Annotated in this window: 19 protein-coding genes; 11 read left to right on the top strand and 8 right to left on the bottom strand. The window is 66.4% G+C overall.

Annotated features, from left to right (window positions below):
• Positions 1-93: 93 nt before the first annotated feature.
• On the bottom strand, positions 94-456 hold the full coding sequence (locus PKE80_RS08115) for a hypothetical protein (RefSeq protein WP_271182027.1): 363 nt from the start codon (positions 454-456) through the stop codon (positions 94-96).
• 146 nt (positions 457-602) lie between these two features.
• Between PKE80_RS08115 and PKE80_RS08110 the strand changes: the two genes are divergently transcribed.
• From PKE80_RS08110 to PKE80_RS08095, 4 genes are all read left to right on the top strand, one after another.
• Positions 603-1,628 (top strand): NAD(P)H-dependent flavin oxidoreductase, encoded by a 1,026-nt coding sequence (locus PKE80_RS08110; RefSeq protein ID WP_271182026.1) that lies wholly within the window; start codon positions 603-605, stop codon positions 1,626-1,628.
• Between the two features lie 11 nt (positions 1,629-1,639).
• A complete protein-coding gene (gene purU, locus PKE80_RS08105) occupies positions 1,640-2,494 on the top strand; it encodes a formyltetrahydrofolate deformylase (protein ID WP_271182025.1) in 855 nt (284 codons plus the stop codon).
• A gap of 148 nt (positions 2,495-2,642) precedes the next feature.
• The gene (locus PKE80_RS08100) at positions 2,643-3,044 is read left to right on the top strand and encodes a VOC family protein (protein ID WP_211149709.1); all 402 of its coding nucleotides are present in this window, start codon (positions 2,643-2,645) and stop codon (positions 3,042-3,044) included.
• 51 nt (positions 3,045-3,095) lie between these two features.
• Positions 3,096-3,959 carry a dienelactone hydrolase family protein gene (locus PKE80_RS08095; RefSeq protein WP_271182024.1) on the top strand — a complete coding sequence of 288 codons (864 nt, stop codon included), beginning with the start codon at positions 3,096-3,098 and terminating at the stop codon, positions 3,957-3,959.
• A 214-nt stretch (positions 3,960-4,173) separates the two neighbouring features.
• On the opposite strand, the gene PKE80_RS08090 is transcribed toward PKE80_RS08095, so the two are convergent.
• Genes PKE80_RS08090 through PKE80_RS08080 form a run of 3 tightly spaced genes read right to left on the bottom strand, consistent with a single transcriptional unit; the run spans position 4,174 to position 5,565 of the window.
• The gene (locus PKE80_RS08090; protein WP_008832624.1) at positions 4,174-4,440 is read right to left on the bottom strand and encodes a hypothetical protein; all 267 of its coding nucleotides are present in this window, start codon (positions 4,438-4,440) and stop codon (positions 4,174-4,176) included.
• 2 nt (positions 4,441-4,442) lie between these two features.
• Positions 4,443-4,646: a type II toxin-antitoxin system antitoxin gene (locus PKE80_RS08085; protein WP_008832625.1), complete on the bottom strand. Its 204-nt coding sequence runs from the start codon at positions 4,644-4,646 to the stop codon at positions 4,443-4,445.
• A gap of 7 nt (positions 4,647-4,653) precedes the next feature.
• The gene (locus PKE80_RS08080; protein WP_271182023.1) at positions 4,654-5,565 is read right to left on the bottom strand and encodes an SPFH domain-containing protein; all 912 of its coding nucleotides are present in this window, start codon (positions 5,563-5,565) and stop codon (positions 4,654-4,656) included.
• Between the two features lie 399 nt (positions 5,566-5,964).
• Here PKE80_RS08080 and PKE80_RS08075 point away from each other — a divergent pair, with 399 nt between their 5' ends.
• From PKE80_RS08075 to PKE80_RS08045, 7 genes are all read left to right on the top strand, one after another.
• Complete coding sequence (locus PKE80_RS08075; protein WP_271182022.1) at positions 5,965-6,147, top strand: HP1242/YdcH family protein; 183 nt, start codon at positions 5,965-5,967, stop codon at positions 6,145-6,147.
• A 77-nt stretch (positions 6,148-6,224) separates the two neighbouring features.
• The gene (locus PKE80_RS08070) at positions 6,225-7,211 is read left to right on the top strand and encodes a TerC family protein (protein ID WP_271182021.1); all 987 of its coding nucleotides are present in this window, start codon (positions 6,225-6,227) and stop codon (positions 7,209-7,211) included.
• Between the two features lie 77 nt (positions 7,212-7,288).
• On the top strand, positions 7,289-8,200 hold the full coding sequence (locus PKE80_RS08065) for a DMT family transporter (RefSeq protein ID WP_036528044.1): 912 nt from the start codon (positions 7,289-7,291) through the stop codon (positions 8,198-8,200).
• A gap of 4 nt (positions 8,201-8,204) precedes the next feature.
• Complete coding sequence (locus PKE80_RS08060; protein WP_036528046.1) at positions 8,205-8,753, top strand: pseudouridine synthase; 549 nt, start codon at positions 8,205-8,207, stop codon at positions 8,751-8,753.
• Between the two features lie 38 nt (positions 8,754-8,791).
• A complete protein-coding gene (trxC, locus tag PKE80_RS08055; protein ID WP_271182020.1) occupies positions 8,792-9,232 on the top strand; it encodes a thioredoxin TrxC in 441 nt (146 codons plus the stop codon).
• Positions 9,233-9,292: 60 nt separating this feature from the next.
• Entirely contained in the window at positions 9,293-9,568 is a 276-nt protein-coding gene (locus PKE80_RS08050) for a BrnT family toxin (protein ID WP_008833584.1), read from the top strand.
• Positions 9,534-9,836 carry a helix-turn-helix domain-containing protein gene (locus PKE80_RS08045; RefSeq protein WP_162177409.1) on the top strand — a complete coding sequence of 101 codons (303 nt, stop codon included), beginning with the start codon at positions 9,534-9,536 and terminating at the stop codon, positions 9,834-9,836. The genes PKE80_RS08050 and PKE80_RS08045 overlap by 35 nt, the downstream gene beginning before the upstream one ends.
• A 52-nt stretch (positions 9,837-9,888) precedes the next feature.
• Here PKE80_RS08045 and PKE80_RS08040 read toward each other — a convergent pair whose 3' ends face one another.
• The 4 genes from PKE80_RS08040 to nadA all read right to left on the bottom strand — a co-directional run bounded on the left by PKE80_RS08040 (position 9,889) and on the right by nadA (position 13,368).
• On the bottom strand, positions 9,889-10,032 hold the full coding sequence (locus PKE80_RS08040; protein WP_155986379.1) for a hypothetical protein: 144 nt from the start codon (positions 10,030-10,032) through the stop codon (positions 9,889-9,891).
• Entirely contained in the window at positions 10,029-11,708 is a 1,680-nt protein-coding gene (ybaL, locus tag PKE80_RS08035; RefSeq protein WP_008833586.1) for a YbaL family putative K(+) efflux transporter, read from the bottom strand. Before ybaL ends, PKE80_RS08040 begins: the two co-directional genes overlap by 4 nt.
• 93 nt (positions 11,709-11,801) lie before the next feature.
• Positions 11,802-12,140: a hypothetical protein gene (locus PKE80_RS08030; protein WP_271182019.1), complete on the bottom strand. Its 339-nt coding sequence runs from the start codon at positions 12,138-12,140 to the stop codon at positions 11,802-11,804.
• A gap of 241 nt (positions 12,141-12,381) precedes the next feature.
• Positions 12,382-13,368, bottom strand: a complete 987-nt coding sequence (gene nadA, locus PKE80_RS08025) for a quinolinate synthase NadA (protein WP_008833588.1) — start codon at positions 13,366-13,368, stop codon at positions 12,382-12,384.
• Between the last annotated feature and the right edge of the window lie 109 nt (positions 13,369-13,477).

Below are 13,477 nucleotides of genomic sequence, written 5' to 3'. Positions count from 1 at the left end.
TTGGCGGCTCTGCTTTAGACCTAACGAAGCCCGCCAAGGCGGAGAAGCTATACGAACATGTAAGAGTAATCGGGAAACTCGATGAAACTTGATCTATTCTTCGGATTTTACGGCCCAGCACGTCGTGCGCAGCGAAACCAGTGTGTCGATGACGCGCAGATGGCACTCGCGGACCCGCGCCAGATCACCGGCCTGCGTGGCCTTGCGCACTTCATCGGCAAGGACCTGCATCTTCGCGGCTGAAGGTTCGCGCAACTTGCGGCCGAGCATCACGATTTCCGTGGCGCGCGGGGCGCCGAGACCGGCGGTGGCCTGCGTACTCAACCGCAACGCGCCTTCGAGATCCAGAATGTCCTCGAACAGATGTTCGTCGATCGTTACGCCCTGCGCGGCGACCGCTTCCGGGCCCGACGGTGTCGTGGCTGCGGCATTCAGCGGTTCGTCGTCGTGTTGCATGTTGGAAATGACCCCCTGATTTCCATGTAACTGTGCCTCACCTGAACGAACTTGTCGCCATTTGGTTCCGTCGCTCGCCGCTTGTCTGGTGCGGCTCGTCACCCTATGGCGCACGGCTGAACAAGAATCCGGGCTATGGGAATTTCATGACCGCCTACACCAAGACTTCCGCGCTGATGGCGCGCGGCTGCGAATTCCTCGGCACCGAGACCGCCATCCTGTGCGGCGCCATGTCCTGGGTTTCCGAGCGCAACCTCGTCTCCGCGATCAGCAACGCAGGCGGCTTCGGCGTGATCGCCTGCGGAGCGATGACCCCGGAACTGCTCGACACCGAGATCGCCGCCACCAAGGCGCTGACGTCCAAGCCCTTCGGCGTGAACCTCATCACCATGCACCCGATGCTGTTCGACCTGATCGACGTCTGCGCGAAGCATGGCGTGACGCATGTGGTGCTTGCGGGCGGAATTCCGCCCAAGGGCAGCGTCGAGGCGATCAAGGCCAATGGCGCCAAGGTCATCTGCTTCGCGCCCACGCTGGCGCTGGGCAAGAAACTGCTGCGCTCGGGCGCGGACGCGCTGGTGATCGAGGGTTCGGAAGCGGGCGGCCACATCGGCCCCGTCTCCACCTCGGTGCTGGCGCAGGAAATCCTGCCGAGCCTAGCCGCGGACAACCTCGTGTTCGTCGCGGGCGGCATCGGCCGGGGCGAGGCGATCGCCGGATACCTCGAAATGGGCGCGGCCGGCGTGCAGCTCGGCACCCGCTTCGCCTGCGCGAGCGAATCGATCGCCCATGAAGCGTTCAAGAAGGCGTTCTTCCGAGCCTCGGCCCGCGATGCGGTGGCATCGGTGCAGGTCGATCCGCGCCTGCCGGTAATCCCCGTGCGCGCGCTCAAGAACAAGGGCACCGAGGAATTCACCGCCAAGCAGATCGAAGTCGCGCGCCTGCTGGACGCGGGCGAGGTCGACATGGGCGAGGCGCAGCTCAAGATCGAGCACTTCTGGGCAGGCGCGCTGCGCCGCGCGGTCATCGACGGCGACGTCGAGAGCGGCTCGATCATGGCGGGCCAGTCGGTCGGCATGGTCGGCAAGGAGGAGCCGGTGGCCGAGATCATCGCCGCGCTCATGGCCGAGAGCGAGGCCGCGCTGACCAATCGCGGCGCCGTCGCGGCGTAAGGGGCAAGGGTATGGCCGAGCCGCTGATCCTCGCCTTTTCGTGTGCCGACCGTCCGGGCATCGTCGCCCGGGTGACGGGCTATCTCGCGCAGATGGGCGCCAACATCACCGAGGCGCAGCAGTTCGACGATCTCGAGCAGGGCCGGTTCTTCATGCGCGTGGCCTTCGATCCGGGCGCCACGGACCGCGAGGATATCCGCGAAGGCTTCGGTCCGATCGCGCACGAATACGGCATGGCCTGGTCGATGCAGCGCCGCGACCGGCCGCGCCGCGTCCTGCTGCTGGTCAGCAAGTTCGACCATTGCCTGGCGGACCTGCTCTATCGCCACCGCATCGGCGAGATCGCGATGGAGATCGTCGGCGTCGTCTCCAACCACCCGCGCGAGGCGATCAACACGCTGATGCTGGGGGACATTCCCTTCCATCACCTGCCGATGGCCAAGGGCGAGAAGGCCGCGCAGGAAGCGCAGATCCGCGCCATCGTCGACGAGACGCGGGCGGAACTGGTGGTGCTGGCGCGCTACATGCAGATCCTCTCGGACGAGATGGCGGCATTCCTGTCGGGGCGCTGCATCAACATCCACCACTCCTTCCTGCCCGGCTTCAAGGGCGCCAAGCCCTATCACCAGGCGCACGCGCGCGGGGTGAAGATGATCGGGGCGACCGCGCATTACGTGACCGCCGACCTCGACGAAGGGCCGATCATCCATCAGGACGTGGAGCCGGTGACGCACTCCGACACGCCCGAGGACATGGTCCGCAAGGGTCGCGACATCGAACGCCGCGTGCTGGCCGAGGCGGTGCGGCTGCATCTGGAGGACCGGGTGCTGCTGAACGGAGCGCGGACGGTGGTGTTCCGGAGCTGAGGCCCACCCCGTCCGGCTAGTTCGCTTCGCTCTCAAGCCTCCCGGCCCTCCCGCGAGCGGGAGGGCTATGCGCAGGTTTCGCATTCCCCTCCCGCTTGCGGGAGGGGGCAGGGGTGGGTTAATCCCTGCCCAACAATGGGAGAGCACCATGCAGGTCAGCGGCATCGATCACGTCAACATCCTGACCGACGACCTCGAAGGCACCGCCACGTTCTACGAACGCGTACTGGGCCTGATCCGCAGCGAAAACCCCTCGATCCGCGCGGGCACGGCGGGCTACTGGATGCGCGACGCAGGGGGGCTGCCGATCATTCACCTCGTCGATCGCACCACCGCTCCGGGGCGCTACGACGATTACCTGCCGGGCGAATCAACCAACGGTTTCCATCACGTCGCCTTGCGCTGCAGCGGCTTCGAGGAGACCCGCGCGAAGCTGGACGAACTCGGCCTCGACTACCGGTTCAACGATCTGACGCACATCGGCCTCAGGCAACTGTTCCTCGCCGATCCCAATGCCGTGAACCTGGAACTCAACTTCAACGGCGATTGAGGTCGCGCGAAGCTCTGCTAGGCTGCCGGGAAAGCAGCGAAAGGCCAGCCCATGTGTGACGACTATACCGCCGACGACTTCAGCCGCTTGGACCGCCGCGCGTTCTCGGTGCTGGGTGCCGGACTTGCGCTGACCGGGTGCGGAGCGGTGGCGGCGGAGAGCGGCGGCGAACTGACCGAGCGCATGGTTTCGATCACCACGGCGGACGGCGTGTGCGATGCGTTCTTCGTCCATCCGGGCCATAAAGCGGGTGGGGGCAAGCATCCCGGCATCGTGATGTGGCCCGACATTGCGGGCCTGCGTGATGCCAAGAAGATCATGGCCCGCAATCTCGCCGCGCAGGGCTATGCGGTCCTGGTGGTGAACCCCTACTACCGCTCGGGCCCGGCGCCGGTGATGAAGAGCTTCGCCGAGTACCGCACGCCTGAAGGTCAGGCGAAAGTCGGCCCGATGCGCGCGATGCTCACGTCCGAGGCTGTCACGCGCGATGCGACGGCCTATGTGGCGTTCCTCGACACGCAGGACGCGGTGGATACGAAGCGCGGGATCGGCAGCAACGGCTACTGCATGGGCGGGCCGTTCACCGTGCGCACGGCGGCGGCGGTGCCGGGGCGGGTGAAGGCGGCGGTGTCGCTCCACGGTGCGGGGCTGGTGACCGAGGCGCCCGACAGTCCGCACAGGGTTCTGGGCAAGACGCAGGCGAGCTACATCCTCGCCATTGCCCGCAACGACGACGCCAAGCAGCCCGAGGTGAAGACCGAACTGCGCAAGGCCGCCGATGCGGCGAAGCGTCCGGCTGAGGTGGAGGTCTACGCCGCCGACCACGGCTGGTGCGTGCCGGATTCGCCTGCCTACGATCCGGGCGAGGCGGACCGGGCGTGGAAGGCGATGGTGGCGGTTTTCGCGAAGTTGTAATGTTCCACGTCGTCCCGGACTTGATCCGGGACCGCTGGCTGTCTTTAGGCGGGCGTTATCGGCCAGGGCTTCGACAAGCTCAGGCTGAGCGGTTTTGAGAGCAGGTCTTTAAATTCCGCTCAGGCTGAGCTTGTCGAAGCCCCGGCGGCGCGCGCCGACAGATGGGCTGTTCACGGCCAGCGGTCCCGGATCAAGTCCGGGACGACGGACCGCCTCAATCCCCGCCCCAGCGCCACTTCCAGCCGCCGCGCGTGTGGCGCGCGGCGATCACCATGAACACGCCCGTCACCAGCAGCACGCCGACGAAGGACGCGGTCCGGGCGCCCAGCGTGCCGCCGGTCCCCGGCAGCGCGATCCCGACGATAATGGCGAGGTAGGCCGCCAGCAGCGCCCACCCCTGCCACGCGATCGGCAGCCCCGCGCCGTAGCCGTAGCGCTTGGGGGCGAACCACGGATCATTCTCGAACAGCTTGTGCAGCATGATCAGTCTCCATCCTTCGGCGGACGTCCGCGCCTTGCCGGTTCGCCCGCCTCGACCTTGACGCCGCGCCGGGCGAGGGCCTCGCGCAGCAGCACTTCGACTTCGGCGTTCACCGAGCGCAAGTCCGCCGCCGCCGTCCGCTCCAGCGCCGCGTAGAGCGCCGGATCGAGACGGAGCGCGAACGCCTTCTTGCCGGGAGACGCCATGGGGTCGTTACGAGTAGAGCGTGCCGGTGTTGACGACGGGCTGGGTATCCCGCTCGCCGCAGAGCACGACCATCAGGTTCGAAACCATCGCCGCGCGGCGCTCGTCGTCGAGTTCGACCACGTTCTTTTCCGAGAGCTGCGCCAGCGCCATCTCGACCATCGACACCGCGCCCTCCACCAGCTTGCGCCGCGCGCCGATGACGGCCTCGGCCTGCTGGCGGCGCAGCATGGCCCCGGCGATCTCTGGCGCGTAGGCGAGGTGAGTGAGGCCGCACTCGTCCACCGTGATGCCCGCCACCTGCAGGCGGGCGATCAGTTCGGTGCGCAGTTCGGCATTCACCTGCTCGTGGCTGCCACGCAGGGTGATCTCGGCATCCTCGACGTCGTCATAGGCGTAGCGCGATCCGATCGAGCGCACGGCGGCCTCGATCTGGACGTTCACGAAGGCCTTGTAGTCGTCCACGTCGTAGAGCGCCTGGGCGGTGTCGGCGACGCGCCAGACGACGTTGGTGGCGATCTCGATCGGGTTGCCGCGAAGGTCGTTCACCTTGAGCTTTTCCGAGACGACGTTGTTGGCGCGGGCCGAGATTTTCGTCTTGCCCATCCACGGCCAGACCCAGCGCAGGCCGGGGGTGCGATCGGTGCCCTTGTAGCTGCCGAACAGGGTGACGGCAGCGGCCTGGTTGGGCTGGATCATGTAAAAGCCGCTGAGGATCAGAACGTTCATGATCACCGCCGGGAGGATGAAGGCGAGGAAGCCCAGCACCGTGCCCGGTCCCGGATCACCGCTGGCAAGCGTGACGACGCAGAACACGATCGCCACGAGCAGCGCCAGGAACACTATGAGCATCAGGTAGCCGCTCCGGGTCGAGGCGATGCTCTCCCGGCTGGCGTTGATGGGCAGATGCGAATCGGACATCGGTGGCACCCCTCTAAAAGTGATATCACATTAATATCGGATTTTGAGGCAGAGGCAATCCTCCCTGTCGCGCAGCGATGGGGAGGGGGACCGCCGCCGTAGGCGGTGGTGGAGGGGGAGGGGCGTGCGGGTTCCCCCCTCCGTCAGTCGCTTCGCGACTGCCACCTCCCCATCGCTGCGCGACACGGAGGATCGATGGGTTGAACTCGGAGCGATTCGGTCGTATTAGAGCCTTTGCGGGCCGGGCCCCTCTGGCGCGGCGTGATCGGGAATTTCCCTCACGCCTCGTGATGTCGGACCGCATCGGGTGATACCGGTGCAGGTTCAGCATTGTTTTCTTACGCAACCCCAGCGCCGCTCATCCGATCGAACTTCAACCCGTTCGATAGGGATACGATAATGACCGAACGCATGTTCCGCCTGCTAGAGCTGCACCAGAAGCTCGACGCCGCGATCCGCCGCATGAAGACAGGCCGCCACAGGGACCCGTTGGAGGTCGCCCGGCTGATGAAACGGAAAACCAGGCTCAGGGACAGGATGGCGCGGCTGCTGCCGCCCGCGCGCGCACTCGCCAGCCTGTAACCCGCGCGCCGGCGCGCTTTCCTCCCCCGATCCTGCGCGCCGGCGCCTCCGTTTCCCCCTGAACAGGGCACGTCATCATGGAATTTCTCTTCGCCGACTGGCTGGGCACGCCCGCCTGGTTCTGGCTTTCGTTCGCGGCCGTCGTGCTGCTGCTCACCGCCTTCGACCTCGGCGTCCTGCATAAGGACGACAAGGAGATGGGCATCGCCGAATCGCTGAAACTGTCGGTGTTCTACATCGGCATCGCCATGATCTTCGGCGCGTGGATCTGGTGGGCCAAGGGCTCCGCGCCCGCGATCGACTACTACACGGGCTACTTCATCGAGAAGGCGCTCTCGATCGACAACGTCTTCGTCATATCGATGATCTTCGGCTACTTCGCGATCCACCCCAAGTACCAGTACCGCGCGCTCCTGTGGGGCATCCTTGCCGTCATCGTGCTGCGAGGGGCTATGATCGCGGGCGGCGCGGCGCTGGTCGCCCATGCCCACTGGGTCATGTACCTGTTCGCCGCCTTCCTGATCTTCACCGGGATCAAGATGCTGTTCACCAGCGACCATGACCCGGACATCGGCAACAACGCCGCGATCCGCTGGATCTCGCGCCACATGCGCGTGACCAAGCAGCACCACGCCGAGCACTTCTTCGTGAAGGAGGCCAACGCGAAGGGCCACCTCGTCTGGGCAGCGACGCCGCTGTTCCTGGCGCTGGTGGTGATCAACCTGGCCGACCTGGTCTTCGCGATCGATTCGGTGCCGGCGATCTTCTCGATCACGACCGACACCTTCATCGTCTACACCTCGAACATCATGGCGATCCTGGGCCTGCGCGCGCTCTACTTCGCGCTGGCGGCGATGGTGCATCGCTTCCACTACCTGAAGTATGCGCTCGCGCTGGTGCTGGTGTTCATCGGCGGCAAGATCCTGATCGCCGACTTTGCGCTGGGCGGCGCCAAATTCCCGCCGCTCGCCAGCCTTGGCATCACGCTGGCGCTGATCGCGGGCGGCGTGGGCTGGTCGCTGTGGAAGACGCGGGGGGAAGAGACGGCGCAGTTGCCGAATTGATCCTGCTTTGTTGACGATCCGGGCGGCGCGCCAATAAGCAGGTGCGCCGCCCGCGCCATGCCGCTAGGACGCGGGCCATGAGCACTGCTCCCGCCCTGTCCGTCCCCGAAGTCCGACCCGGCCATGACTGGACCGCGCGCCATCTCCTCGCGCTGCTGGCCGCCAACGTCGCGCTGGCGCTGGGGGCATGGCTGGTGCGGCTTGCCGATACCGGGCCGGTCGCCGCCGGATTCTGGCGCCTGACCCTCGCGCTGCCGGTGCTCGTGCTGCTCGCCGGACGTGAGCCTGCGGTGCAGCGCAGGATGTCGCCGGGGGTGATCGCGCTGGTCATGGCGGCGGGGGTGTTCTTTGCCCTGGACCTGGCCGCCTGGCATTTCGGCATCGTGCGGACAAAGGTGGGCAATGCCTCGCTGTTCGGCAATTCGGGCAGTCTGATCGTGATGGTCTGGGGTCTTGCCACCGCCCGGCGCGCGCCGCGCGTGCTGGAAGTCAGCGCCATCCTCGCCGCGCTGGCGGGAGCGGGCCTGCTGATGGGCGGATCGCTGGAGATCAGCCGCACGAACCTCGTCGGAGACTTGTTCTGCCTGCTCGGCGGAGCCTTCTACGCGGTCTATCTCATCATGCTGAACGGCGTGCGGCAGGGCAGGGGGCAATATTCGCTGCTCGCCGTCTCGACCGCCGCGAGCGTGCCGGTGATGCTGCTCGCCGCGGTGCTGCTGGGCGAAGTCATCATGCCGCGCGACTGGACGCCGCTGGTCGCGCTCGCGCTGTCGAGCCAGCTGATCGGGCAGGGTTTCCTGATCTACTCGCTGCGCCATTTCACACCGCTGGTGATCGGCCTCGCGCTGATGGCGCAGCCGGCGCTGGCGGCCACTGTTGGCTGGCTCGCTTTCGGAGAGACGCTGGGCACGATCGACGTGGTCGGCATGGTGTTGCTCGCCGTGGCGCTGGCGATGGCGCGCGCCGCAGACAAGCCCGCGAAGGACTGATCGCATGACCCGCCTGATCCTGCTCAACAAGCCGTTCGACGTGCTGCCGCAGTTCACCGACCTCAAGTCTCCCAGCCCGCGCGCGACGCTGTCGGACTTCGTGAAGGTGCCCGGCGTCTACCCCGCCGGGCGGCTCGACCGCGACAGTGAGGGGCTGTTGCTGCTGACCGACGACGGCCGCCTGCAGGCGCGTATCTCGAACCCGCGCTACAAGACGCCCAAGACCTATCTCGTGCAAGTCGAGGGAGAGCCGGACGAGGCCGCGATCCAAACGCTGTGCAAGGGTGTCACGCTGAACGACGGCCCGACGCTGCCCGCTGATGCCCGCCGCATCGACACGCCCGACCTGTGGCCGCGCAATCCGCCGGTGCGCTTCCGCAAGACGGTGCCGGACTGCTGGATCGAACTGACCTTGCGCGAAGGCCGTAACCGGCAGGTCCGCCGCATGACCGCCGCCGTGGGCCACCCGACCTTGCGCCTCGTACGCTGGCGCATCGGGGACTGGACTCTCGATGGCATCGCGCCGGGCGAGTGGCGCGAAGTGGCGGTCTGAGTCGCGCGCTCCTACATCGATGGTGAGGAGACGTGTCCATGTCCGATAACAGAATCGTCGTTTGCCCCAGCTGCACGACGTCGAACCGGGTGCCGGTCGAACGGCTGGGCGCCGGCGGGACATGCGGCAAGTGCAGGGCGGCCCTCTTCGCCGGGGCGCCGGTCACCCTGACCACAGCGAATTTCGATGCTCATGCGATCCGCAGCGACCTGCCGCTGCTGGTCGACTTCTGGGCCGCGTGGTGCGGTCCCTGCCGCCAGATGGCTCCGGCCTTCGCGGCGGCGGCGGCGCAGCTGGAGCCCGAGATGCGCCTCGGCAAGCTCGACACCGAGGCGGAAGGGGCGATTGCCGGGCACTACGGCATCCAGTCCATCCCGACCCTCGTTCTGATGCACAAGGGCCGGGAGATCGCGCGCAAGTCCGGTGCGATGCCGCCCGGCGCGATCGTCGCGTGGGCACGGGCCGCGGCGGCTGGGTAAGTCGCCGGATGGACGGGGTTTAATTTCCCGTGTTATATGCGGTGCCCATAGTCACGGGCGATGGAGTTCGCGTTCGACCCCGCCAAGGACGAGGCCAATCTGGTCAAGCACGGCTTGCGGCTGGCGTTCGGGATGCGGATTTTCGAGGATACGCGGCATGAGGTTTTACCTTCGTTTCGCTTGGTCGATGGCGAAGATCGCTACAAGGCGGTGGGATTGGTGGACGGTAAGTTGTTCACGGTCGTGTACGTCTTGAGAGACGATCGGGTCAGGCTGATATCTGTTCGACGGAGCAATGCTGGTGAACAAAGAGACTACGATCGCAATTCCGGCTGATCCCAACGATCCCGAGGATTTTGACGTCAGTGTAGCCGGGCTGGAACGCGCCCATATCGGACGGCGGTTTCGCATTCTGCGGCATCGCCTTGGCTTGGACCAGGCGCAGTTCTCGGCGGCTTATGGCATTCCGCTCGCCAACTTGCGCCAGTACGAACTGGCTCGCCACATGCCGCCACCCGCCGTGCGCGCCTATCTCACGGTTATCGAGGCCGAACCGGAGATGGTGCGCAAGGTCATGGCGCAGGCAGCCGGAGTGCTCGCCTAGACTACGACTGCCTTTGATGACGGCGAGAACGTCGACCCAAACCTGTCTCGTTTCAGTGCGGCAATGACGGGAAGGCGCCGTAGCCCGGCACCTCCCCGTGGTTCATCACGCAGGCGGTGGGGACGGCGACGGCCAGCACGATCCCGCCCCAGACCGCCCACTTGAACCAGCCGGGCGGTTTTCTCCTCGCCCTCATGCCGACTTCACGTCCGGTACGGCGGCGATGCGGCTGGCGCTGGCGCCGATCAGTTCGAGCATCTGCCGTGCGATCTCCCGCTCGCCCAGCACCACCTTGTCGCAGCCGTGCTCCACGAGATGCGCGAACTGCGCGTCCGAGTGGGCGCGGGCGATCACCGAGAGGTCGGGGCGCAGCTTGCGGGCGGCCTCGCAGATCGCGCCCGCCTCGAAGCCTTCGGGGATGGCGATGAGCATGCGGTTGGCGCGCTCGATGCCGGCTTCCCTCAGGACATCGGGCTCCACCGCGTTGCCGGTGACGACCTCGAAGCCCTCGGCGCGGGCCTCGCGGGCGAGATCGCTCTGCGCTTCGATCAGCAGCACGGCGGTCGGGGTGGCGCGCAGGCCGTGCGCCACCAGCTTGCCGACGCGGCCGTAGCCGACGAGGATGACGTGCTCCTCGCGCTTTTTCTCGTGCTCGATCTCCGCCTGTTCGGCCTGCTCCTCCATCTGTTTCTTCACCGAACCGGTGCTGCCCACCGCGAAGTTGAAGATGAAGGGGTTGAGGAAGATCGAGATGATCGCGCCTGCCAGGATGAGGTCGCGCCCGGCCTCGGGCAGCAGCCCCAGCCCGGCGCCCAGCCCGGCGAGGATGAACGAGAACTCGCCGATCTGCGCAAGGCTGGCGGAGATCGTCAGCGCCTTGTCGTTCTCGTAGCCGAAGGCGCGCACGATCAGCCAGGCCGCCAGCGACTTGCCGACCACGATCGTCAGCACCGTGACCAGCAGCGGAATCGGCTGCTCGGTCACCACCGAGGGGTCGAACAGCATGCCCACCGAGACGAAGAACAGCACCGCGAAAGCGTCGCGCAAGGGCAGCGTTTCCTCGGCGGCGCGGCGGGACAGCTGGGTTTCGCCCAGGATCATGCCTGCGAAGAAGGCACCCAGCGCAAAGCTGACGTCGAAGGCATAGGCCGCCCCGAACGCCACGCCGAGAGCCACCGCAAGGACGGCAAGGCGGAACAGCTCGCGCGATCCGGTGTGGACCACCCAGTGCAGCGCCCAGGGCAGCACGCGGCGCCCGACGATCAGCATCAGCGCCACGAAGCCCGCGACTTTCAGCAACGTCGTCGAGATCACCCATGGCAGGCTTGCCGCGCCGTCGCCTCCCGAGAGGCCCGAGGCCAGCGCAGGCAGCAGCACCAGCGCGAGGACCATGACGAGATCCTCGACGATCAGCCAGCCGACGGCGATGCGGCCGCGCTCGGTCTCGACGAGGTTGCGGCTCTGCAGCGCGCGCAGCAGGACCACGGTACTCGCCACCGAGAGCGCGAGGCCGAAGACGAAGCCGGCGGCAAGGTCCCAGCCCATCATGTAGCCGATGCCGATGCCCAGCAGGGTGGCGACGGCGATCTGCACCAGTGCGCCGGGGATGGCGATGTTCTTCACCGCCAGCAGGTCTCGCAGCGAGAAATGCAGGCCGACGCCGAACATGAGGAGAATCACGCCGATCTCGGCGAGTTCCTGTGCGAGCCCGGCATCGGCGACGAAGCCGGGCGTGAAGGGGCCGACCATGACGCCGGCGAGAAGGTAGCCTGCGATGGGGGAAACCCGCAGGCGGTGGGCGAGCGCCCCCATGAAGAAGGCGATCACCAGACCGGCGACGATGGTGCCGATCAGGGGAGTGTGATGAGGCATTGGATGTCCCGTGCTTCGCTGCCGGGACGCGCTGGAATGCGCCGCTCCGGCCTTGCTGAAACTGTCGGATCGGTATTGCGATCCGGCGGCGTGTCAGGCGAAGGGCGGGGCTCTGGGCTGCGACAGCGCGCAGCGCCAGCCGGGCGGGCCGGAGGCTCCGGCCGGGGCAGGGCAGGCGCGGGCGTCCCGTGCTTCCCGGTCCTGGGAAGAGGAGGCGAGCAACATCCCCCTGCCGAGCGGGTCACGCTGGGGGGCGAGCTTGCGCACGGCAGCCACACGCAGGGAGTGGCCGGTCGATACCTCGACCGTGGAAGGGCTGAATGCCGAGCCGGAGGCGCGGGCCTCGATCGGGATCAGCGCGTGCGCGAAGACGGCGGCCAGCAGCAGCAGGCACCAGACCTTCAGTTTCCTCAGGATGAGGACATCACGCAAGTTTCAGGGCTCCCCGGTTCGTTCCCATACAACATAGGAAGCGCGAAGAGGTTTCGCCAGTCGTCGTCCCGGACTTGATCTGGGACCGGTGGCTTGTCTTTAGAGTGATGCCTTACCTTGAATCGTCATTGCGAGCGCAGCGAAGCAATCCAGAGCAGTCTTACACCGCCCTGGATTGCTTCGCTGCGCTCGCAATGACGAAGGGTTGGGTCATCGCGCTTCAGGCGGGACGACGAAGCCCTCAACGCGCGCCCAGGTCGCCCTTGCCGATCGTCCCGCTGGCCATCTCCAGCATGCGGTCGAGGCTCTTCTTCGCCGCCAGACGCAGCGGCTCCTCGATCTCGACGCGCGGGGACAGGTCACGCAGCGCGATGTACAGCTTCTCGAGGTTGTTGAGCGCCATGTAGGGGCAGATGTTGCAGTTGCAGTTGCCGTCCGCACCGGGCGCGCCGATGAAGGTCTTGTTCGGGATCGAGAGCTGCATCTGGTGGATGATGTGCGGCTCGGTCGCCACGATCAGCGTGTCGCCGGGCATGGTCTTCGCATACTGCAGGATGCCACTGGTCGAGCCGACGTAGTCCGCATGATCGACGATGTGCGGCGGGCATTCAGGGTGCGCGGCGATCGGCGCATTGGGATGCTCGGCGCGCAGTTTCAGCAGTTCGGTCTCGCTGAACGCCTCGTGCACGATGCACACGCCCGGCCACAGCAGCATCTCGCGGTTGAATTTGCGCGCGAGGTAGCCGCCGAGGTGACGGTCGGGGCCGAAGATGATCTTCTGGTCGAGCGGGATCTGCTGCAGGATCGTCTCGGCGCTGGAGCTGGTGACGATGACGTCGGACAGCGCCTTAACCTCGGTCGAGCAGTTGATGTAGGTCAGCGCGATGTGATCGGGGTGCGCCTCGCGGAACGCCTTGAACTTCTCCGGCGGGCAGGAATCTTCCAGGCTGCACCCGGCGTTGAGATCGGGCAGCACGACGATCTTGTTCGGGGAGAGGATCTTGGCGGTGTCGGCCATGAACTTCACGCCGCAAAAGGCGATGACGTCGGCATCGGTTTCCGCCGCCTTGCGGCTCAGTTCGAGGCTGTCGCCCACGAAGTCGGCAAGGTCCTGAAGCTCGGGCTTCTGGTAGTAATGGGCGAGGATGACCGCATTGCGCTCCTTGCGCAGGCGCTCGATTTCGGCGCGCACGTCGATGCCTGAGAGGTCGGCGGGCATTACGGTCATGGTCGTTCCTGTACATCCTCGCCCGAACCTTGCTGCGGGCGGGGTCTATCTAGGGACGGGAAGGCGCGGACCCAAGCGGAATTTTCGCAGATCGCGGCCGTCGTCTTCC

The sequence above is a fragment of the Novosphingobium resinovorum genome, assembly GCF_027922145.1.
Classification (GTDB): Bacteria; Pseudomonadota; Alphaproteobacteria; order Sphingomonadales; family Sphingomonadaceae; genus Novosphingobium; species Novosphingobium resinovorum.
The sequence above is the reverse complement of the archived record's forward strand: the minus strand, read 5'-3'. Positions and strand labels throughout refer to the sequence as shown.